21 protein-coding genes are annotated in these 21,877 nt (G+C 57.7%); 12 read left to right on the top strand and 9 right to left on the bottom strand.

The features are described 5' to 3' along the window. The first annotated feature begins 24 nt into the window (after positions 1-24). The gene (locus tag J122_RS17470) at positions 25-1,437 is read left to right on the top strand and encodes an efflux transporter outer membrane subunit (RefSeq protein ID WP_227510264.1); all 1,413 of its coding nucleotides are present in this window, start codon (positions 25-27) and stop codon (positions 1,435-1,437) included. On the opposite strand, the gene J122_RS17465 is transcribed toward J122_RS17470, so the two are convergent. The 7 genes from J122_RS17465 to J122_RS17435 all read right to left on the bottom strand — a co-directional run bounded on the left by J122_RS17465 (position 1,415) and on the right by J122_RS17435 (position 8,855). After that, complete coding sequence (locus tag J122_RS17465) at positions 1,415-2,209, bottom strand: RES family NAD+ phosphorylase (RefSeq protein ID WP_061333409.1); 795 nt, start codon at positions 2,207-2,209, stop codon at positions 1,415-1,417. The two genes, J122_RS17470 and J122_RS17465, sit on opposite strands and share 23 nt — an antisense overlap. After that, positions 2,206-2,571 carry an MbcA/ParS/Xre antitoxin family protein gene (locus J122_RS17460; protein ID WP_061333408.1) on the bottom strand — a complete coding sequence of 122 codons (366 nt, stop codon included), beginning with the start codon at positions 2,569-2,571 and terminating at the stop codon, positions 2,206-2,208. Before J122_RS17460 ends, J122_RS17465 begins: the two co-directional genes overlap by 4 nt. Before the next feature lie 77 nt (positions 2,572-2,648). Beyond that, entirely contained in the window at positions 2,649-4,208 is a 1,560-nt protein-coding gene (locus tag J122_RS17455; RefSeq protein WP_061333407.1) for an FGGY-family carbohydrate kinase, read from the bottom strand. Between the two features lie 5 nt (positions 4,209-4,213). Beyond that, the gene (locus tag J122_RS17450) at positions 4,214-5,800 is read right to left on the bottom strand and encodes a glycerol-3-phosphate dehydrogenase/oxidase (protein WP_061333406.1); all 1,587 of its coding nucleotides are present in this window, start codon (positions 5,798-5,800) and stop codon (positions 4,214-4,216) included. Between the two features lie 7 nt (positions 5,801-5,807). After that, entirely contained in the window at positions 5,808-7,412 is a 1,605-nt protein-coding gene (locus J122_RS17445; protein WP_061333405.1) for an FAD-binding oxidoreductase, read from the bottom strand. A gap of 109 nt (positions 7,413-7,521) precedes the next feature. Beyond that, on the bottom strand, positions 7,522-8,181 hold the full coding sequence (locus J122_RS17440; protein WP_061333404.1) for a transglutaminase-like cysteine peptidase: 660 nt from the start codon (positions 8,179-8,181) through the stop codon (positions 7,522-7,524). An 8-nt stretch (positions 8,182-8,189) separates the two neighbouring features. Beyond that, positions 8,190-8,855, bottom strand: coding sequence for a type II secretion system protein N (locus tag J122_RS17435; RefSeq protein WP_061333403.1), 666 nt, complete (start codon positions 8,853-8,855; stop codon positions 8,190-8,192). 237 nt (positions 8,856-9,092) lie between these two features. On the opposite strand from J122_RS17435, the gene gspE reads away from it, so the two are divergent. From gspE to gorA, 11 genes are read left to right on the top strand one after another with little or no spacing between them, the layout of a single operon-like run. Further along, positions 9,093-10,583 carry a type II secretion system ATPase GspE gene (gene gspE / locus J122_RS17430; protein WP_230714764.1) on the top strand — a complete coding sequence of 497 codons (1,491 nt, stop codon included), beginning with the start codon at positions 9,093-9,095 and terminating at the stop codon, positions 10,581-10,583. Between the two features lie 3 nt (positions 10,584-10,586). Next, the gene (gspF, locus tag J122_RS17425; protein ID WP_058091060.1) at positions 10,587-11,801 is read left to right on the top strand and encodes a type II secretion system inner membrane protein GspF; all 1,215 of its coding nucleotides are present in this window, start codon (positions 10,587-10,589) and stop codon (positions 11,799-11,801) included. A 54-nt stretch (positions 11,802-11,855) separates the two neighbouring features. Continuing rightward, the gene (gene gspG, locus J122_RS17420; RefSeq protein WP_061333402.1) at positions 11,856-12,308 is read left to right on the top strand and encodes a type II secretion system major pseudopilin GspG; all 453 of its coding nucleotides are present in this window, start codon (positions 11,856-11,858) and stop codon (positions 12,306-12,308) included. A gap of 6 nt (positions 12,309-12,314) precedes the next feature. Beyond that, entirely contained in the window at positions 12,315-12,845 is a 531-nt protein-coding gene (gspH, locus tag J122_RS17415; protein WP_061333401.1) for a type II secretion system minor pseudopilin GspH, read from the top strand. Further along, positions 12,839-13,216 (top strand): type II secretion system minor pseudopilin GspI, encoded by a 378-nt coding sequence (gene gspI / locus J122_RS17410; RefSeq protein ID WP_061333400.1) that lies wholly within the window; start codon positions 12,839-12,841, stop codon positions 13,214-13,216. The genes gspH and gspI overlap by 7 nt, the downstream gene beginning before the upstream one ends. After that, a complete protein-coding gene (gspJ, locus tag J122_RS17405; RefSeq protein ID WP_082780631.1) occupies positions 13,216-13,977 on the top strand; it encodes a type II secretion system minor pseudopilin GspJ in 762 nt (253 codons plus the stop codon). The genes gspI and gspJ overlap by 1 nt, the downstream gene beginning before the upstream one ends. Beyond that, entirely contained in the window at positions 13,974-14,984 is a 1,011-nt protein-coding gene (gene gspK, locus J122_RS17400) for a type II secretion system minor pseudopilin GspK (protein ID WP_058091057.1), read from the top strand. The genes gspJ and gspK overlap by 4 nt, the downstream gene beginning before the upstream one ends. A gap of 2 nt (positions 14,985-14,986) precedes the next feature. Next, positions 14,987-16,294, top strand: coding sequence for a type II secretion system protein GspL (gene gspL, locus J122_RS17395; protein ID WP_061333399.1), 1,308 nt, complete (start codon positions 14,987-14,989; stop codon positions 16,292-16,294). Positions 16,295-16,298: 4 nt separating this feature from the next. Then, complete coding sequence (gspM, locus tag J122_RS17390) at positions 16,299-16,832, top strand: type II secretion system protein GspM (protein ID WP_058091055.1); 534 nt, start codon at positions 16,299-16,301, stop codon at positions 16,830-16,832. A 48-nt stretch (positions 16,833-16,880) separates the two neighbouring features. Further along, on the top strand, positions 16,881-17,558 hold the full coding sequence (locus J122_RS17385; RefSeq protein WP_061333398.1) for a GNAT family N-acetyltransferase: 678 nt from the start codon (positions 16,881-16,883) through the stop codon (positions 17,556-17,558). Between the two features lie 26 nt (positions 17,559-17,584). Next, positions 17,585-18,946, top strand: coding sequence for a glutathione-disulfide reductase (gorA, locus tag J122_RS17380; protein WP_061333397.1), 1,362 nt, complete (start codon positions 17,585-17,587; stop codon positions 18,944-18,946). Positions 18,947-18,959: 13 nt separating this feature from the next. On the opposite strand, the gene J122_RS17375 is transcribed toward gorA, so the two are convergent. Next, positions 18,960-20,891, bottom strand: coding sequence for a response regulator (locus tag J122_RS17375; protein ID WP_061333396.1), 1,932 nt, complete (start codon positions 20,889-20,891; stop codon positions 18,960-18,962). After that, positions 20,888-21,694, bottom strand: a complete 807-nt coding sequence (locus tag J122_RS17370) for an ABC transporter substrate-binding protein (RefSeq protein WP_227510263.1) — start codon at positions 21,692-21,694, stop codon at positions 20,888-20,890. The genes J122_RS17375 and J122_RS17370 overlap by 4 nt, the downstream gene beginning before the upstream one ends. Between the last annotated feature and the right edge of the window lie 183 nt (positions 21,695-21,877).

Raw genomic sequence — 21,877 nt, 5'->3', positions numbered from 1 at the left:
ATGCCCTGGCGTCGGAATAAGACTATGACTATGAACGCCCGAATATTGGTTTTACTGCCGGCTCTCATGGTTGCCGGGTGCGCCACGTTCACACCGGAGCCGGTGCCTTTGCCAGTTACTCCACCGGAGCAATGGTCCGCTCAACTCGATGAGGGGCAGGGCATCGATGCCAGCTGGTGGCAGGCTTTCAATGATGACAATTTGAACCGGCTGATTGACAAGGCCCTGGCGGCCAACCCCGACTTGGCGGCCACTGCCCAGTCCGTCATTCAGGCCGATTTGCAGCTGCAGTCCGCCGGTGCTGGCCTCTTGCCCTCGGTGGGGGCATCGGCCAGTACCGGGCGGCAGGCTTCCCGGGCCTCCGGTGGTGATACCAACACCGGGGGTTCAACCAGTGCCGGCTTATCCGTGGACTATGAGCTGGATCTTTGGGGGCGGTTGTCTGCCGTCGAAGGCGCAGCTCTGGCATCTTTCCAGGCCACCCGGTTTGACTACGACGCAGCTCGTATCACCCTGATTGCATCGGTCGCCAGCACCTGGTTTGAATGGCTGGAGTTACAGCAGAGAGTAGAGGTGGCACGGAATAACCTGGCGATTGGCGAGCGTACTCTGACATTGGTGGAGGCCCGCTTCCGCAATGGTGCTGCCAGTCGGGCTGAGCTGGCGCGCCAGCAAACTTCGGTATTGAGCCTGCGTAACGCGGTGCCGCCACTGGAATACCAGGCCCGGCAACGGCTGGTAGCATTACGGGTGCTGACTGGAGAATTACCGTTTGAGGGCGACAAGCCAGATGCCGATATCTCAGAGGTAAGCATACCGGTGATCAGTCCCCTGGCGCCGGCCAGTCTGGTCACACGTCGACCCGACCTGGCCGCCCAGGAGGCAAGATTGGTGGCTGCCAGCGCCGATATTGAACAGGCCAGGGCAGCCCTGTTGCCGTCGGTTTCCCTGAGTGCAGCGGTTCGGTTATCCACCGACAGTTTTCTCAGCCTTGCTGATCCGACTCGAAGCGTGAGTGGTCTGTTGGGTTTGAGTCAGTCGTTGTTTGATGGTGGCCAGAGGCGAAACGCCCTGGCGATTTCGGAATCCCGGCGGGTGGCCCTGCTCGAAGGCTATCGGGGCAGTCTGTTGACGGCATTCCAGGAAGTGGGCGATGCCCTTGACCGGGATTCTCTGTTTGAGCTTCAAGAGCAGCGCCTGCAAGAGATCCTGGTGCGTGCTGAAGAAACACTCAGGCTGACCGAAGTTCGTTATCGGGAAGGCGCGGACGACTTGTTGACCCTGCTGGAGAGCCAGCGCAATGTGTTCGACGCCCGTCAGCAACTCAGCCAGATGCGCCTGAACCGACTGATTGCCGCCGTCGACCTCTACAAAGCTTTGGGCGGAGGTTGGCAGCGCGATGACGGGGTGGTGGCTACAGGGCCGGTTGAGGAATAACACCCTCTACCAGAAAGGCTTCCCGACCAAAGTTGTGAACCTGCTTACGGCCATCAGCCAGCGTCAGACTCATGGATACTTGCTGGTCTGAGGTGGCGACGATGAGTTTGTGGTACGACTTCGGCGCCGTGTCCCGGAGTGCCCGGGGGCTGAACAGCGCCACGTTGAGTCCGTCCATTCCGCGCTCAGGTTGCCAGGGTAGCTGGTACAAGCCGGCTTGAAGAGCCCTGGCAGAGAGAAACTGAAACGCTTCCGCGCCGCATTGGCGCAGGTCGCTACCCAGCGCCTGGGATTCCCGGTAGCTGACCGGGTCGGTCAGGGTTTCTTGAAGGTCCTGCCACTCAGGGGCCTGAAGCCGCACTCCGTGGCTTGAACGAAAACGGGCGGTGAAAACCGTGTGCAGCGTGGTCAGCGGCCGTTTGAAGGGTTTTGACACGTGGCTGGTGAACACAAACCGATAGAAAGCGGTCTCTGCCAGGGCTGTCGGAATGCTCATGGCGCCGTAGAAAAGGCTGGGTTCGAAGCTACGGCCGAACCGAGAGCCGTATTTGAGTGGCGGGTATCGAAAGGGCGTTGACAGCAGGTAGTGCAGTTTACTGGCCTGCTCGGGGATCGTCGGTTTGCTGGCATCCAGCAGTTGCTCCAGGCGCGCCTGTTCCTGCATGTTGTCAACGATTCGGGTGGTGGCGATGTCTTCCTGACTCTCAACCACCCGAAAGACCTGCCCCTGTAGGTTCGTCAGGGTGTTTTTAATACGCTCCTTGTAGTTCAAATCCTTCCCCGCATGGCATCCAGATAATGAATCACCCGGACCAGCCCTTCCGTTGACTGAATCATATCCCTGGGGGTGTCCTGAAAGTAATTATTTGGCGTATTGAGCCAGTGGGCCATGGCCTGGTTGTCGCCACCGGTCAGGGCGTAAACGCTCCGATACAGGCGAACGAACAGCAGCGCCAGTTCTCCCGCCTTGCTGTCTGGATCAATGCCATCGCGGGTCAAACCGCTGCGATTGCGGCCAACAATGGCGGCGGCTTCGGCCTGGGAAATACCAAACGCCTTGGCGGAGTTCAGCAAGGCCTTGGCCAGCAGGGCTTTGTCGCTGGTCTGAGGGGCCAGGGTAGCCGGCTCGTTCATGGCTAGGGCTCCTTTGTGCATTTTTCACCATTATATACCTAAATGGCGAAAATGCATCATTCTGTGCTCGTCAATCATTACTCGGGGTAGCCGGTGATACTCCTGATTTTCCGATACAACGGTTGTAACCTTGGGTACATGTCCAGATACACCTCGGAATAGAGGCGCTGGTAGAGTTCAGTCGCTTGCTCAGACGGGGCGAATACCTGGCCGACACGAGTCATTTCCCGCACTGCGGTGTCAAAATCCGGGTGCAGCCCCAATCCCACGGCGGCGTCTATCGCCGCGCCCAGGCCGGAGGTTTCATAGGTGTGCGGTCGCTCGGCAGGCAGTCCGAAAATATCGGCGGTCAACTGCATGGCAGCATCGCTTTGTGAGCCGCCACCGGCCACCCTGAGCCGGCGAATTTTCTGACCGCTGCGTTTCTCGATCCGCTCCTTGCCTTCGCGGAGTGCGTAGGCAAGGCCTTCCAGAATGGCGCGATACAGGTGTGCCCGAGTGTGGACGTCGCCGAACCCGATGATCGACCCCTTGGCTTCGGGGCCCGGCTGGCGCACACCCGGGCTCCAGTAGGGTTGCAGCATCAGGCCCATGGAGCCAGGCGGTACCGTATTGACCAGTTCATCGAACAGGACCTCCGGTTCAATCCCCCGTTGTTCGGCCAGCTTTTGCTCCCGCAAACCAAACTCTTTCTTGAACCAGCTGACCATCCAGAAGCCCCGGTAGATCATCACTTCCGTTGAGTAGTGACCGGGCAGGGCGGACGGATAAGGTGGCATGAACCGGGTGGGCTCAACGTACCGATGATTAGTGGTGTTGATCGTCGCGGTGGTGCCGTAGCTCATGCAGCCGATGTCCGGGCTGAGCCCGCCGGAGCCGAGTATTTCGCAGGCCTTGTCTGACGCCGCCGCAATAACTGGCAGGCCTGCTGGCAGGCCAAGGTGACTGGCTGCTTCCGGAACCAACTGGCCGATGACTTCACCCGGTCGTACCAGGTCCGGCAGCATGTCACGGGTGATTGGCATGGCCTGCCATTTGAAATCCCGGTTACCGGCCCACTGCTGTTTTTTGTAGTCAAAAGGCAGGTAGCCCACCTGGCTGCCGGTGGAGTCTTTGTACTCGCCCGTCAGGCGGTAATTCAGGTAGCCGGAGAGCAACAAAAACTTGTGGGTTTGTGCCCAGAGTTCCGGTTGGTTCTGGGCAATCCAGTTGGCCTGGGTTTTCTCCCGGAACCGCTCAATGGTGTCTTCCAGTCTCGCCAGTTTGAACAACAGTCCCCAGGGGCCCTTTAACGGGCCGTCCACCCGGGCATGGCGTTGGTCCAGCCAGATAATGGCCGGGCGCAACGGTTGCCCGTGTTTGTCCAGGTTGATTACCGTGCCCCTCTGGGTCGTCACGGTTACGCCGGCGACCTGGTCCGGTGTCGCATCGGTACTTTGCCAGAGCGCCTGGCAGGCCAACCCGAGATTGCGCCAGAAGTAGTCAGGATGCTGCTCGGCCCAGCCCGGGTGTTCTGAGAAGTAGGGTTCGATTTCCTGCTTGCCCTTGCCGTGCAAATTGCCCTGTTGGTCAAACAGCAGCGCCCGGACGCTCTGAGTGCCATTGTCGATCGCCAGAATCAGCGGTGTGTTGGCCATACTGTTTACCTGCCCTCAGATGGCAGGGCATAAGCCTGCTGATACAGCGACAGATAGCGCTCCACTTCCCGTTGCCAGTGGTCGTTAGTCCAACCCAACCGGCGTTGGCATCGTTCCTGGATGTCTGGCAGCAGGGCTCTGGCGCCGGCGGGGAAGACAAGCCCCAGGCGGGTTCGGCGAAGTAAAAGGTCATCCAGGTGGTGTACCTGCTCAGATTGGCAGGCCCACTCCAGTTCAGCCCAGAGCACGTTGGAATCGGCGATTTCAGTGAAATCCGCATCGCGACACAGTTCGCCCAGGGCCGGTCCGTAGTAGCCCTTGAGACGGTGCCAGGTCAGGTGGCGAACCTGAGTGGGTCGCGGAAGGTCGGCCGGTGGAGTGAACACTGGCTGGTCATCGGCCCGGAGCCTGTGGCTGCCATCCGGCCCGAGCGCGGCTTCCAGAGCCTCCCGGGCAATCTGTCGGAAGGTCGTGAGTTTGCCACCGGCGACGCTGATCAGGCCCTTGTCCCGGCGCAGGGCGTGCTCACGGTTCTCACGGGAGGGGGCTTTGCCCTGACCATCCGTCACCACGGGCCGGACACCAGCCCAGGTGGAGATCACATCCTGGGCGGTCAGGCTGGCGCTGGGGAACAGGTGTTCAGCCACTTTCAACAGGTAGCGAACCTCCTGGTCGTTAATAACCGGTTCCTGGTCCAGGTTTCCCGGATGGTCAAGATCGGTAGTCCCCAGCACCGTTGTGCCGGCCCACGGAAAGGCAAACACCGGGCGCTTGTCCTCGGGATGGAACAAAGACACCGCACAGGTTACCGGTAGCCGTTGCCAGGGCACGACAAGGTGGCTGCCCCTGAGCGGGCGAATGCTCAGTGGTTGTTCTGACGGGCCCTGCTGTTGCAGTTTGTCTGCCCAGGCACCGGTGGCATTGATAACCGTGTTGGCTGATACGGAAATGCCAGCTTGCAGTGGCTCTCCCTCCGGAACCAGAACAACACCATTAACCCTACCGGCCTCATCCCGGGTGATCCGGTTGGCGGATACATAGTTGAGGCAGAGGGCGCCGTCCCGGCTCGCCTCTGTGATCAGCCTTTGCACAAGCCGGGCGTCGTCGGTGAGGGCGTCGGTAAACAGGCTGGCACCCAGAAGGCCGGCCTGGCTCAGACCGGGCGCCCACTGCTGGCTTTGTGAGGGGGTCAGGCGTTGCCGGCTGCTCACACCGGCAAGCCGATCGTATACCGATAACAAAGCCTGGAACAGTCGGGGGCCGGGGAACTGGCCCCGGTAATGGGGCATGACAAACCGGAGTGGGTCAACCAGCCCCGGGGCCTCCTCCATCATGCGCTGGCGCTCCCTGACGGCATCCCGGGCCAGGCCAATATGGCCACTGCCCAAGTAGCGTAATCCGCCATGAACCATCTTTGACGATCGGCTGGAGGTGCCCCAGGCAAAGTCTTTCTGTTCCACCAGAAGGGTTCTCAGGCCGCTCCCGGCGGCTTCTCTGGCAGCACCTGCGCCGGTGATGCCGCCACCGACAATCACCACATCGAATCGGGCATCACCGCTTTTCAGTTCTGCGAGAATCTGCTGTCGTGTCATACCGACCTCAGTCCAGAAGGGTTTTGGGATTGAGGCGGGCGTCTGGGTCAAAACTCTCGGTCAGCGCACGGATGGCGCGCATGCCCAGTTCACCTTTTTCCACCGGCAGGAAGGGGGCATGGTCCTTGCCAACCCCGTGCTGGTGGCTGATGGTTCCCCGGTTGCGGACGATCAGTTCCGAGGTGGTGTTTTTCAGGTGCTGCCATCGGGCAACGGTTTCCGGATAGGTATCGGCTACGCGGAACACATAGGTTGTGTAGATGGAACAACCCTGTCCGTAAAAATGGGACAGGTGGGTGAACACGTGGGTTCTTTCTCCGTCCTTACTGAGACCCTCCCGCAGGTTGCTCTCAATGCGATTGAGCAGGTTATCGACGTTATCCCAGTCTGTCGCCGTTTCCAGGGTGTCTACCGCATAGCCCATTTGCCAGAGCGCCTCCCGGAAGTAGGGCATGGTGAAGCGCTTTTCAGCCCACTTGGTGCCAAGTTTGGTGCCTGTATAAACACCACCATGGGCACTGCACACTTTCCTGGCTTGAGACAGGGTAGAACGACACTGGGCTTTGGTGCCGGTAATGCCAAAGGTCATCATGCACTTACCTTCGCGTACCCCACGGAACGACAGGAATTTCTCAAGCATGCCGATCAGTTGGGGGTGGCCGGCCAAAGCCAGTTGGGTTTCGGTTTCTATGGCGTTGCTTAACCGCAACATGGACAGGGGAATCCGGTTCTGAACCAGTTTTCGGCAAGCCGTTTTTGCCTGTTCCCAGCCTGGGAAGAACACGACATAGAAGGCTTCCTGGTCAGCCAGGTGGCTGACACGGGCTTTAACCTCAGTGATCAGCCCCAGACGACCTTCGGAGCCCAGAATCATCTCCCGGATATCCGGCCCGGCGCTGGATGCGGGCAGGGTGGGCAGGTCCAGCGTGCCCTGGAGGGTTTCGATTCGGCCTCCGGCAAACAACTGCTCAATTCGGCCGTAGCGAAGGGACTGTTGTCCGCTGGAGCGGGAGGCCACCCAGCCGCCAATGGTGGAGAGCTCGAAGGACTGGGGAAAGTGGCCCAGGGTATAGCCGTGAGCACGTAACTGCGCCTCGACCAGGGGGCCCGGCGTGCCGGCGCCAAACGTGGCCAGTTGGCTTTCCCGGTCCAGGTCCAGAAGGCGGTTCATTTTGGCCAGGCTGACGGTCAGAACCGGTTTGCCCTGGTCGATGGGGTTGATGTGCCCCGCCACGCTGGTGCCGCCACCGTAGGGAATCAGATGCAGGTCGTGGTCGTTGGCGTAGCGCAGCAAGGCCCGAACATCCGAATTGGAGTCTGGAAATGCAACCCCGTCGGGAAAGGTCCCGATCTCACCACTGCGAAGGGCGAGCCAGTCCACCAGGCTTTGGCCCCGGGCGTGGCGCACTCGTACCTCCGCGCTGGTATCGATCAAATCATCAACCTTGGCGTCGGCAGGCAGGCGTGTGGCCGGTACCTTCAGGCAGACCTTCTCCAGGGTGGCATCCTGTAACGGATTGGCAGAACCAACTCGCTGTTCAAGAAATGCCTGGCCCTGCGCAGGCAGCTCCAGGTTGAACTGATCATCACCCCATCCATTCCAGCGTCGCATCGACCACAACTCCCGATTTCATGAAAAGTGTCGGCATTCTATAGCGTTGGCGCCAAAACCCAGTGGCAGAGTGCGACATTGGCTTTGTCATTTGGCGCCATGCGAAATGCTAATGTCGCAGGGACTCGGTCAACCGCCGGTTCAGGTCCTGCCAATGCTCAAGCCTTTGGGCATCGCCAATCCGTGACCGCTCCCCGGAGGAACGGTTGAGCCAGAGACCTTCACCGTTAAAGCTATAAACGGGCTCTAGATCAGTTCTTTGAGAGGCAGGTTTAATGTCGTTTATCAGGTTGTCGAGGATCAACGGATCGGCGTCCGGGGTCTTGTACCAGGCCAGAACCATGTGGGCCTGGTTCAGCTCCAGGGCTTTGACATAGACAATACGCAGCTCTTCGTCGGGAACGCCCATGGCTCTGAGTGTCAGGTACTTGGCAATGGAGAAGTCTTCGCAATCTCCACCATTTGTGGTCAGCAATTCTACGGGCGTGGCCCAGTAGTCTTCTTCACCCCAATGCTGGATGTCACTGACGAAAGGGATCCGATTGAAGAACGAATTGACCAGGCGAAGCTGTCGGTCGATCGGGGCATTACGGGCCAATTGATGCAGCCGCTGCCAGTCTTGCAGCCTTTGATGGGCTTCCTGGCCGAATTCACTCAGCACGTAGGTCATCAGCCGGTCACTGAGTTCAATGGCGCCCGCCAGGGAAAAAGCAAATACCAGGGGGATTAGGATGGAATGGCGACGTGCAGACCAGGTTGCCGTTGCCATATCAGGCCTCAATTACTGTTCTGTAGCCGTTGGCGTAACTGCTCCAGTCGCTGTCTGATCTCCTCTCTGCGTTGTTGTTCGCCCGCTGGCGTGGCCGTGCCGCTGGATGATGCACGTTGTGCAGGCTGCGGTGTTTGCCGTTGCTGTATCTCCTGGTCGAGTGCTTCTGCATTGCTGCTGGCCAGAGAAACGCCTGAGCGATCATCAAGCTCCGGAAAATAGAGGTTTTCGAGTTTGCCGGCGCGCTCGATAATGACCCGGTTAGGGAACACGGTGCGTAGCTTGGCGTTGCCGGGAAGCTCGTTGCCCACCAGGTAAGCTTCGGTCTTGCCCTTGTCATCTTCAATCAGCGCGCTGCCCGGGAACTCGCCGTCAGCAGCCAACACACCGCGCAGCGAAAGCCTGAGGTTGGTTTCTGGCAGATTTTCGGTATCCACCTCCACAGCGCCACCGGTGTCCGTGGCTGCACCGAACAGGGTCAGGTTTGCCAGCTGTACCTCTGGCACGTTCTGTCTTGTTGTGTCCGTTCCATTGCCTGCTACCTGCGCCTGGGGCAGGGTACGCTGCGACTCGTTTTGCCAGAACTGGTATGCCTGCCAAGTGGTCAGCCCTAGCATGGCCACAACCGCAGTCACCGCAAGTAACAATGGTATCCTTTGATCAAGAGCGAGCATCGGGTTTCCTGAATGAATGATCGTAGGCGTAAAAAGCTCACAGGTTATCAGACTGAAATGAATTAGTGGCAGTATAGTGTATAGAGTTGTTCAGTGGTTCCCATTCCTGTGGTAGCCTTTTTTAGTGCCTTTGTATGGCTAAAGAATTAAAGGATTTTTCCGGCGCCGGAAAGTCCCAGAAGAATAATGAATGATCTGACGGAAACAACGAGGAAGACCTTGACCACCGAAACTGAAATGCAGCCGCAGGATGCGCCGCTGGGCCGTCTTCCGTTCACCTTTGCCAAGCGCAACGGTGTCATTCTTACCCGCAATGAGGATGGTGAAGCGATTATCCTGGTGCGACCGGGTGCGTCCCACTCTGCACTTGCTGAAGCAAACCGGATCAGTGGTGGTCGGGCCCGCTTTACCACAATTGAAGCAAACCGTTTTGACCAGGCTCTGAACGCTGCTTATCAGAATGATTCAGCCGAAGCCATGCAGATGGTGGAGGGTATTGGCGATGACATGGACCTGGCGTCGCTGGCGGATTCTGTGCCGGAGACCGAAGATCTTCTGGAGCAGGAAGACGACGCCCCGATCATTCGCCTGATCAATGCCATTCTTACCGAGGCAGTGAAAACCAACGCTTCGGACGTTCATATCGAAACCTATGAAAAGCACCTGGTGGTGCGCTTCCGCGTCGATGGCGTGCTGCGTGAGGTGGTTCAGCCCAAAAGGGCCCTGGCGCCTTTGCTGGTTTCCCGCATCAAGGTCATGGCAAAACTGGATATCGCTGAAAAGCGGGTGCCCCAGGATGGTCGTATTGCGCTCCGGGTTGCCGGCCGGGAAGTGGATATCCGGGTGTCCACCATGCCGTCATCCAGTGGCGAGCGAGTGGTGCTGCGTTTGCTGGATAAACAGGCGGGCACCATCCGCCTGGAATCGTTGGGCATGGCGGGAAATGACCTGAAGATCCTGCGCAAACTCATCTACCGCCCTTACGGAATTCTGCTGGTTACTGGCCCGACCGGTTCCGGTAAGTCGACCACCCTGTATGCGTCATTGCAGGAAATAAACGACCGAAGCCGCAATATTCTGACTGTCGAAGACCCCATCGAATACAACCTGCCCGGTATCGGCCAGACCCAGGTCAACACCAAGGTGGATATGACCTTCGCCCGGGGGCTTCGGGCTATCCTGCGCCAGGACCCGGATGTGGTCATGATTGGTGAGATCCGGGATCTGGAAACCGCGGAGATTGCCGTTCAGGCCAGTTTGACCGGTCACCTTGTGCTTTCAACCCTGCATACCAATACTGCCGTAGGTGCCATTACCCGCTTGATGGATATGGGCATTGAGCCATTCCTGATCTCCTCAAGCCTGGTGGGCATTGTTGCCCAGCGCCTGGTTCGGGTGCTGTGTACCCATTGTCGCGAACCCTATACGCCGACCGAAGAACATTGCGAATTCCTTCAGCAGGACCCGGCCAATCCGCCCACCATCTATCGGGCTAAGGGCTGTGAACACTGTAACCAGCTGGGATACCGTGGGCGTATTGGTATCTATGAGGTGGTGGAAATTACCGAAGAAATCAGCACGCTGATTCACAAACGGGCAGGGGAGATGGACCTGGAGAAAGCCGCTCGCCTTCGTAGCCCGAGCATTCATGCGGACGGGGTCAAAAAGATCCTGGAAGGCACGACCACCGTGGAAGAAGTTCTGCGCGTTACCCACCGGAGCCAGTAATCCATGCCAGCCTACGTTTACAAAGCGCTGGACCAACGGGGAAAGCAAAAGCAGGGTGTATTGGAGGCAGACGCTGCTCGTGCCGTGCGCCAGCAGTTGCGGGAGAGAGGGTTAACCCCGCTGACCGTTGAACCGGCCGTTGACAAACAACAGGCCCGAACCAACCCATTCAGTAATCGAGGTTCCCTGAGTGCCGCGGACCTTGCCCTGGTAACCCGCCAACTGGCCACCCTGATTCAGTCAGGCATCCCCATCGAACAGGCACTCAGCGCAGCCGCCCAGCAATCCACCAAGCCCCGCATCCGTAGCATGTTAATTGCGATTCGGGCCAAAGTGATGGAAGGCTACACGCTGGCGGACAGTTTTGGTGAGTTTCCAAGAGCATTTCCCCGGCTTTATCGCTCCACCGTTGCTGCCGGTGAACACGCCGGCCACCTGGACCTGGTACTGAACCGGCTGGCGGACTACACCGAAAACCGCCAGGAAGCCCGGCAGAAAATCCAGCTGGCCGCGATCTACCCGATCATTCTCAGTGTGGTTGCTATCGCCATCGTGGTCTTCCTGCTGACCTACGTGGTGCCGGATATCATCGAGGTGTTTGTCCGGCAAGGACAGGACTTGCCCGGGCTGACCATGGCCATGTTATCGGTGTCGGAATTTCTCGGCACTTATGGTGTCTATCTCTTTATCCTGTTGATGTTGGCACTGGTTGGTTTTCGGGTTGCCCTGAACAAACCCGGGTTCCGGATGAAATTCCACAAGCAGTTATTACATCTTCCGTTGTTCTCGGGCATGGTTCGGGGTGTGAACACGGCGCGCTATGCAAGCACCCTGAGCATCCTGACCACCAGTGGTGTGCCACTGGTAGAGGCCATGAAAATCGCCGGTGAGGTACTGTCTAACGACTACCTGCGTAAAGAGCTGAAAGATGCGGCACGTAAAGTCAGCGAGGGCGGCTCGTTGCATCGGTCGCTGGATCAGACTGGCTACTTTCCGCCAATGATGTTGCACATGATTGCCAGTGGCGAGGCCAGTGGTGAGCTGGACGGCATGTTGGAGCGCACTGCCCGGATGCAGGAAAACACCCTGCAGTCGAAGATTGCAGCCATTGTCGGCCTGTTTGAGCCGTTGATGCTGCTGGTGATGGGCGTCGTGGTGCTGATCATCGTACTGGCGATCATGCTGCCCATTTTGAACATGAGCAATCTGGTGGGCTAACGCCTGCCATGAAAACGGATTAACCCAAGACCCAGGTCAATGATGAGTGGAACAATGAGTATGAAACAGAACCCGAACCCGGCCCGTAACAAAGGCTTCACGCTGATTGAAATCATGGTGGTGATGGTCATTCTTGGCTTGTTGGTAGCGATTGTGGCGCCCAACATTATGGGCCGTAGCGACCAGGCGAAGGTGACGGTAGCCGAAACCCAGCTCAGCAATATCGCTAACGCCCTGGACCTCTATCGCCTGGATAACAGCCATTACCCGTCTACCCAGCAAGGTCTGGAAGCGTTGGTGCGCCGGCCCAGCGGATCACCGGAACCCCGTAACTGGAACGCAGACGGCTACCTGAAAAGCGTCCCGGAAGATCCCTGGGGTAACGAGTATCAGTACGTGAGCCCCGGAACGGAGGGGCCCTACGATCTTTACTCCTTCGGCTCTGACGGTCAGGAAGGTGGTGAAGGCGATGCTGCCGATATCAGCGTCTGGAAAACCGGGAACTGATCGATTGTGAAACGCAGGGCGAACCAAATCGGTTTTACGCTGATTGAAATTCTGGTTGTCCTGATTATTGTCGGGCTTCTGGCCGCGTTGGCGGTGTTCAACATGGCCGGAAGTTCCCAGAAGCGTGAGTTGGAGAATACCGTTCAGGATCTGTTCCTGCTGATGCAAACCGCATCGGAACAGGCAATCCTGAACAATCTGGAGCTTGGGCTGTTAATCGAGGACGACAACTATCGATTCGTGTCGTATCAGGATGATACCGGTGAATGGAAGATGTCCGGGGAGCGGCTGTTCCGTGCCAGGCCCTTGCCTGAATGGCTAACCCTCACTGATTACATTGAAAACGACGCGCCCCGCCTGACCTCGGCAGAAGATCGTCTGCGCCCGGACGTGGTGTTTTTCTCCAGTGGCGAAACCACACCCTTTATTCTTGAGTTCACCATCGGCAGCAACACCGACGACATGCACGTGATCGAGTCCGACGGTGTATCCCCGCTCCAGTGGCGCAAACCGGGCAGTGAGGATGAGGCATGGTAAACCGCGCCGGAGGTTTCACTCTGCTTGAAGTGCTGATTGCCTTGCTGGTGTTCGGTTTGATAGCCACTGCAGCGGCGGAGGTAGGCAGTCAATACATTTCAAGCTACGAACGGGTTCGCGATAAAACCCTGGCCGGCTGGGTGGCAGATAACCGGATCAACGAACTCCGTTTGCAAGAGGCGTTGCCGGGCATTTCCGAAAACTCCGATGATCGGGATTTCGGCCAGTACCGGTGGCGGGTCACCACGGTTGTTCAAGGTACCGCCGAGCCGAGCATGCGCCGGGTGGAAGTAACCGTTGCCCGCTACACTGACAGTGGGGGCGATCCGGTTCCTGTGCATACCCTGTCAGCATTTCTTGGGGAGAAGTGATGCGCTCCCGTTCAGGCTATTCAGGTCTTTATACCAGTTCCGGTTTTACCCTGATGGAAGTGTTGATTGCGGTGACCATCACCGCTGTTATCGGTCTCGGAGTCTGGCAGGTGATCAATGGCGTGGTGACTGCGCGGGACCGGGTGAACGACGTGTCTGGTGAGTTCGAAAACCTCCAGAAAACCATGTTATTGCTGGAGCGGGACCTGAACCAATTGGTTAACCGGCCGATTCGGGACGTCTACGGCGACTTCCGGCCTGCACTCAGCAGTCGTGAGGACGCCTTTGAACTGGTATTAACCCGCCAGGGCTGGCGAAACCCCCTCGGCCTGAGGCGTAGTGGGCTGCAACGGGTTGCCTGGGAATACACCGGGACCGAGCTCCGGCGCCGCTATTGGCCGACGGTTGACCAGGGACAGGAAGACAATAGCCAGGATCTGCTGTTACTGGACAACGTGGTGTCTCTTGAAATTCGCTTTCTGAACAGTCAACTGAACTGGCAGGATGACTGGCCGTCAGATCAGGACCTCGCCAGCCTGTCGCCCGGTGCCAGGCCGGTGCTGCCCATGCCGAGGGGCATTGAAATTACTCTGGAGCATGAACTGTTCGGAGAACTGGTCAGAACCTTTGCCCTGACTGACTTTGACCTTGCCCAGGCACAGGCCGTGGTTAACCAGCAGCAGGAGGCAACTGGCAACTCGGATACCGATGAAGAAGAATCTCAGGAAGTTCAGGATACCCAGCAAGGGGCCGGCACATGAAGCGGCAACCTGTCAGGAGTAAGCCGTCCGGACAGCAGGGCGTAGCGCTGATCATGGTGCTGCTGGCCATGGCGCTGGTGGTGATGCTGGCCACAGGCATGAGCAGGCAACAAAGTGTTCAGGTGTTCAAGGCCGGGCATTACCTGGCGCAGCAGCAGGGGCACAGCATTGCACTGGGCGCCGAAGAGTTCGCCCGCCGGATTCTGGTACGCGATTTTGAGCAGGACCGGGAGGACGGCGTGATGGTGGACAGCCCCGATGAATTCTGGGCTCAATATGCTGCCATCCTGCCACTGGACGACAACGGTGTGGCGGAGGTTCAGATAGATGACCTGGCAGGGCGCATCAATCTCAACGACCTGGTTACCCCAAACGGCCAGGTAGACCCTTTGACCCGCGACAGACTGGTGCGGCTGTTCCGGGCTCTCGGCATTACCGCTGTTTCAGTCGACGCACTGATTGACTGGATTGATGCAGATGACCAGACGATCAGTGCCTATGGCGCCGAAGATGGCCAGTACCTGATAGCGGAGCCGGCGTATCGGGCGGCCAATCAGCCGTTTGTGTCAATCACCGAATTACGCCTGATCGATGGGATGACTGAGGAGATCTATGTGGCGCTCAGGCCCCATGTCAGTACACTGCCGGTCAGTGGTATCGGGATCAACGTGAATACCGCCACTGGCGCGGTGTTGATGTCGTTGCACGATGACATGACGGAAGCTCAGGCAGAGTCAGTCCTGGCCAAGAGAGAAGAAGAGCGGTTTGAGAATTTGCAGGATTTCCTCGCCTTGCCAGAGTTTTCCGGTATGGGCCTGAAAACCACCGGGCTGACCTTGCAAACCCGTTTTTTTGAAGTTGTTTCACGGATTACCTACGATAATCGTGTCGTTAATATGGTCAGCACGGTATTCAGGAGTCCGGAGGGTGAAGTCCGGACGGTGCACAGGGATTCCGGGCAAAAGAATCGCATCACCAAAGAGCCATATACATTCTCAGAAGGATAGCCATGTCTTACCGCCTTTTTGTTCGGCCGGTCCCGCCCTTCGCAGACCTGGACCAGAACCCGGAATCACAGCTGTTCAGCTGGCTGTTACAGGATGCCAGTGGCGATACCCAGGCCAGTGGTGCGGCAGATACCCGGGATGCGATTGAGCAGACCCTCGGCCAGAATGCATTGGAAAAAGTGCTGCTGATCGGCCTTATTCCGGGTGACGAAGCCCTGTTTTGCCTGGCTGATATTCCGGCCAAGCAAAGCCGGTTTGTACACCAGGCGCTGCCATACGCGGTGGAAGAACAGATTGCCCAGGACATCGAGAGCGTTCACTTGGCGCTTGGCCGTCATACTTCGGATGGATACCATGTCGCGGCAATAGATCAATCCCAAATGGGGCAGTGGTTAGAGCTGTTTACAGGTTGGGAGCATGTGCGCCTGGATGCCATTTACCCGGATGCCTCCCTGTTGCCGACAACTGATAACGGCTGGACCGCCTGCCTCGACGGCGAGTGGGCCATGCTGGTAAGTCATAGAGGTGAGTGGCTGCGACTGCAGACCGCCAATCTAGGCATGCTGGGTGTTACCCTGGCGGCGCCAGCCACTGAAGAAGTGGTCGCGGAGATACCGGTCACTGTTTATGGAACCGAGCCCGAGCTGGAACTCTGGCAGCCGGCATTGTTGGAACTGAGCGGTGCCGATGGCCGGGTACATCTGGCGCAGAAGCCTCTGGAATTTACGGCGCTGGAGCTGCTGGCGTGGTCCCACCATCATCATATGTGTCACCCGGTCAATCTATGCCAGGGCGCCTTCTCCGTTAAAACGAACGGCAGCAGCCCGTTGAAGCCCTGGAAGCCACTGATTGCGGTTGCGTCCGTCTGGTTTGTGATTCAGCTGGGGCTTGAGATTGGTATGGGTGTGTATCACAACCAGGAGGCCGAGGAGCTGCAAAGCCAGGCCATGGCCATCTACCGTGACGCCTTTCCCGCTGACCGCCGTACCCACGCGGGCAATGTGCGCCGGGTGATTGAGGGCCAGTTGAGGGTGGCCGGCGCTGGCCGGGAAGAAGTGGATTTCATCACCCTGATGAAATACACCGGAGATCAGTACAGCCGGGTTGCGAATGCTCAGGCGGTTACCTTTAATTCCATCAACTACAGCCGGAACCGGGGAGAGCTAGTGGTAGACGTCCGGGCCGACAGTTATGAACGGATGAGTAATCTGAGAAACGGCCTGGCCAATCAGGGATTGCGTGCGCAGATTGGTTCTGTGGTTAATGAAAGCTCCGGCTCCCGTGGCCGGTTGACGGTTTCGGGAGGCTAACGCCATGTGGGCACGAATTAAAGACCAGCCGGCGGTCGGTAAGCTTATCGCGAGATACGATCAACTGCCGGTGCGGGACAGGCAGGCGCTGGTGATGCTGGGCATTGCTTTGCTGTTGGCCATTCTCTATTTTGGCATCTGGCGGCCTGTGGCTGATTTCAGCAACCAGGCGGAAGCCAGTCGTGAAAATGCCGAGCAACTTCTGGCCTGGATGCAGGCAAACCAGGCAACCATTCGTCGCCTTGGTGGCGCAGGTTCCGGTTCATCGGCGGGGGCCGGCGTTGAAAAGCCCGAGGACGGCCGGGCTCTGATGGCCCTGGTTACCCGCTCCGCAGGTGAAGCGGGGCTTTCGCTGCAGCGATTTGAGCCAAGCGGCGAGTCTGCCATCCGGGTCTGGCTTGAAGCCGCACCGTTCGCCGAGGTAGCGGCCTGGCTGGAACAGCTTGACGCCCGGCATGGGGTGATTGTAGATCAGGCTGCCATGGACAGGGGAAATGAGCCGGGGCGGGTATCCGTGCGGCTGACACTGACGATCTGAAAGGGGCATGCCCCAAGCTGACCGGTCATTCCGGAGGAGCGCGAGTAAATGCGTGATAAGCAGGAAAACAATAATAATTCTGATGCTGTCGTGGTTCGTCTTGATGAGACTGCCCGCAACGAGGCCCAGTCGATTCTTTGCCATGCGTACCGGGAAGATCCAACGTTCCAGTACCTGTTTGATCATCGCCGGGCCGGTTATGACCAGCGGGTAAGAGCCACGGTGAGAGAGCTGATTGACCTGTACCTTGAGCTCAATCAGGATGCCGTTGGTGTGATGAAAGGGGATACCCTGATTGCCGTGGCCTTCATCGGCGACCCGGAACTCCGGATGAACCTCGCCGAGCAGCTTAGCTGGCGAATTCGCATGGTGCTGACGGCGGGGTTTGCCTCGACTCGCCGATACCTGGATTACCATCAGAAAATCCGCGACCTGTTGCCGCACCCGCAGGCTCATCAGTTGCCTTTGATGGGGGTCAACCCAAAATATCAGAATCAGGGGTATGGTCGGGTTTTGCTCAAAGCGGTCGAGAAGCTTTGTGAGGAAAATCCCCGGGGCAAGGGGCTGGTACTGGATACCGGTAACAGCCGATATCTGCCGTTTTACGAATCCGAGGGCTTCCGCAGCCTGGGTAAGATACGCCTGGGTGATTTTGAAGATCATGTCCTGTTCCGGGAAATTGGATCTGAAGCTAGTGACGCCCGGAACGAGGCAACGCCGCATTAACACAGTATTTGTCATCAGGAGTGAATGTGTCAGACAGCCATGATTTTGATTTGATCGTAATTGGTGCCGGTTCCGGTGGGGTCCGCCTGGCTAGAATGTCGGCACAGCGGGGCGCGAAGGTTGCCGTGGTTGAGTCCCGCTACCTTGGGGGTACCTGTGTTAACGTTGGCTGTGTTCCGAAAAAACTGTTTGTGTACGGCGCCCATGTTCATGACGAACTGGAAGATGCCGCAGGCTATGGCTGGCGAGTTCCGCTGGATCAGGTCAGCTTCGACTGGCCCACACTGGTGGCAAACAAAAACGCTGAGATTGAGCGCCTGAATGGCATCTATGGCCGCCTGCTCGAGAATGCCGGAGTTGAGATCATCAATGGCACGGCAACCATCAGTGATGCCAATACCGTCACGGTAGGCGAACGGAGCTATCGTGCAAAACACATCACAGTCGCGACGGGAAGCTGGCCGGTAGTGCCGGATGTTCCCGGTAAAGACTGCATCCTTACCTCCAACGAAATGTTCTACCTTCCGCAATTACCCCGTCATGCCGTGGTTTGGGGTGGTGGTTATATTGCGGTGGAGTTCGCCGGTATACTGGCCGGGCTAGGGGTGGAAACCACCCTGTTGTACAGGGGGGATCTGTTCCTGCGGGGCTTTGATAACGATGTGCGCCGGTTCACCGAGCAGGAAATGCGGAAAAAGGGCGTCGACTTGCGTTTCAACGCAACCATCGAATCCATTGAGACCCAGGGCGCCCACTATCAGGTTATGTTGTCTGATGGAGAACGCCTTGAAACGGGCCTTGTGATGGCGGCAACGGGCCGGAGAGCCCTGGTTGATGGTCTGGGGCTGACAGAACTGGGTATTGAACTCAACGCTTCGGGTCACATCGTTGTGGATGACCACTTCCAGACCTCCGTACCCTCAATCACCGCGCTGGGCGATGTCATCGGCACACCGCAGCTCACTCCAGTGGCACTGGCCCAGGCCATGGTGCTGTCTCGTCGGCTGTTTGGTGACGGTCAGGGCGATATGGATTACAGTGCTATTCCGACCGCTGTATTCTGCCAGCCGAATATCGGTACCGTTGGTCTGACTGAGGAAGAGGCCAGGGAAGCCGGGTACAGGCTGCGCATTTACCGTTCAGAGTTCCGACCGATGAAATACACATTGAGCGGACGGGACGAGAGATGCCTGATGAAACTGGTGGTGGACGATGAGACCGACAAGGTGCTCGGCGCTCATATGGTGGGGCCAGACGCCGGCGAGATCATTCAGGGGCTGGCCGTTGCTATCAAGGCCGGTGCCACCAAGGCGCAGTTTGACTCAACCATGGGTATTCACCCGACGTCAGCGGAAGAATTTGTCACCATGCGTGAACCGGTAGCGTAAGCTCGCCGGTTCTTTACAATCGAATCCAGCGGCTTAGTACTTCCCTGAGCGTCTCGCGGCGTACCGGCTTGGGTATGTAATCATTCATGCCGCTGGCCCGGCAGCTGGCCTCGGTTTCTGTTGAGACATCAGCCGTCAGGGCGATGATCGGCGTACCGCATTGGCCGTTCCCCTGTTCCCATTCGCGAATCATTCGGGTTGCCTGGTAGCCGTCCATCACCGGCATCTGGCAATCCATCAGGATGACATCGTAGCCTTCGTGTTTGTTTTTTACCTTGTCGACCGCTTCCTGGCCGTTATTCGCGGTATCGGTTTCAAAACCGAGCTTGTTCAGCAGCGTGGTGGAGACCTTCTGGTTCACCTCATTGTCCTCGACCACCAGGGCCCAGGATTTTTTTCCCAACTGCTCCCTCGGGATATCCGTGAACTCCGGTTGAACCGTGGCCGGGGCATCCGCCAGCTCAAATGGCAGCTCAAAACGGAACGAGGAGCCCTCTCCGAAATCTGATTCCACCTGAATATGGCCACCCATCAGTTCCACCAACCGCTGAACCAGAGAGAGCCCCAGTCCGGCGCCGTCATGGGCACGGGTGTTACCGGAGTCAACTTGCTCGAATGTGTGGAAAATATTGTGGAGGCGGTCACTGGGAATACCCGCTCCGGAATCACTGACTGAACAGCCGAAAAGCACACAGCCGCTCTCAAGCGATAACCAACTTGCGCGAACACTGACAAACCCGTTCGCGGTATATTTAATCGAATTATCCAGCAGCCCTGCCAGAATCTGTCGGACTCGAGGTGCGTCGCCAACCACCACCGGTTTGTCTGGCCAGTCTCCCAGAAAATTGATATCCAGTGCCAGGCCTTGCTGCTCTGCTGCATGGCGATAGGAAGCCGCACAGTTGGCCAGAATGGACCTTAGATCAAACTCCTGGTGTTCCAGTTCCAGAGTGCCGCTGTCCATGCGGGCATAATCGAGAATATCGGAAATGACGGTAAGCAGGTCCTCTGTCGCCTGCCGGGCAGTGCCCAGGTAATCCCGCTGTCGCTTGGTTAACGGTTCCTCCTGGATTAACTCAACCATTCCCAGTACCCCATTGAGCGGGGTTCTGAGCTCGTGGCTCATGGTTGCAAGGAATTCAGATTTGGCATGGCTTGCCAGTTCGGCCTTTTCCCGGGCCTCTTCCGACACCGCGAGGGTCTGGTCGCGAGTGGTTCTGAGCTTCTCCAGATGGTCCGCCAGCTCGTTCAGTTGTTTCTGTATGGCGACAATCTCTTTGGAGTTTCCCTTGGTGGTCACGGGCTGGGAGTCATAGTCGCCGGTAATCAGTTGATCAACCCGGCTTGCCACCTTGCGAATGGGCTGCAGGATATTATTGAGGAAATGGTTAACCAGAACGATGGTGAACAGCAGCATGGCGACACCAACTGCGATAGAAGACCACAGAATACTCTGCTGACGATCGGCCAGCACGCGCGGTTCGACGCCCACTTCAACTGCACCAACCCGCAATGAACCAGAACTGAACCCATAGCCGGGGTTGAACCAGCCAGTGCCTGCTCCAAGGTCCAGGGGTTCCAGCAGGATTTCCGCAGAATAAATATCGAAGTTATGGTGTCGCTGTGACGAGCTGTCAAGACTATTGCTGACAAAGCCGAGTTCTTTTCCGACCACATCGGTTACGCGTATCCACTCGGCTTTGCTTCGCCGTAGTGACTGATTCAGTGTCTGCTCCAGGGCGGCAATATTGCCGGAAACCACAGCGTACTCGAGTGCCGGGGCCAGGCTGTCCGCCAGCATCTGGCTGCTTTCAGCCAGGTCGGTACGCGCGTCCTCCAGCCGGGCCGAGGTAAAAAATGCCATTAACGCAACAAACATGACAACGGCTGGCAAGGCCCCAAGCAACAGAAGTTTTCTGGACAGGGATGCATTCTGCCTGTTCATTCCAAATCCTCCTGGCTGGATAGCATCAGGTCGTCCAGATACTGCGATATCCATTCACGGCTCGGGAGCGGAATGTTGAGTGATCGGGCCACTTGCTCGTTGACCTCAACACGAAACTCGTTCGGATACGCGGGTTCAGGAAGAATCCCGGTTTCAAAGTATGCCTGGAGCAATTCGCCAGCCTTGGCAGCCATCGCAGGAAATGGGGCATAGCCGGAGGCCAGTACGCCCGCCTTGACATAAGCCTGGCTGGGACCAATGACAATCCGGTTACGCCGATAGGCTGTCAGCAGGATGTGCTTGATATTTCTGGGGTTGTAGATGGCGTCGTCAGAGCCGGCGAGCAGAAAATCACCGTAGTTCAGGGCCCTGATAAGGGTAGGAATCAACTGGTCGTCGCTATCCGTGACGAATACGCGTGCTTCGAGACTGTACTCCGCCAGCTGGTCAATCAAATCTTCATAGATCTCGACAGACTCCGTGGAAGCCAGCAATGCAATGCGATTGGACTGAGGCAGTATCGCCTTACCGGCCAGTGCCTGCCGCAATAACGGAACGTCATAGAAGACGGCAGACACCTGTCCCGGAGTGCGGTTAACGTACCCTTGGATAAACTTGCGCTCTACCAGCAACGCCAGTATCGGTGTGTTCCTGTTGATCTGACGAATACGGGTAAATGCGGCTGGGCCAATGGTGATGACGGGGCTGCCTGATGTACGCAGGCTTTGATCATCATGGATGAACACCAGTTCTGCCGTATCTCCGATCTGTTCACGTAGTAGGCGGGTAACATGTTGGTCCAAAGATGTGTTGCCTGAGCCTGCAATGTAGATAGTCGGCAGTGTTGGCTCACCGTTCTGACCGGAGACAAAAGGGGACCATGGCAGCAGAAGCATCAGCGCCACCACCATCGCGGCTCGGCTGATCCCTTGCAGGACTCGTGGCAGTTTAGTGTCAGAAAATCTGGATGAGATCATACCGTCCCG

Source organism: Marinobacter excellens LAMA 842 (assembly GCF_001574445.1).
Taxonomy (GTDB): domain Bacteria; phylum Pseudomonadota; class Gammaproteobacteria; order Pseudomonadales; family Oleiphilaceae; genus Marinobacter; species Marinobacter shengliensis.
Note: the sequence above shows the minus strand (reverse complement) of the source record. Positions and strands in the feature narration are given on the sequence as shown.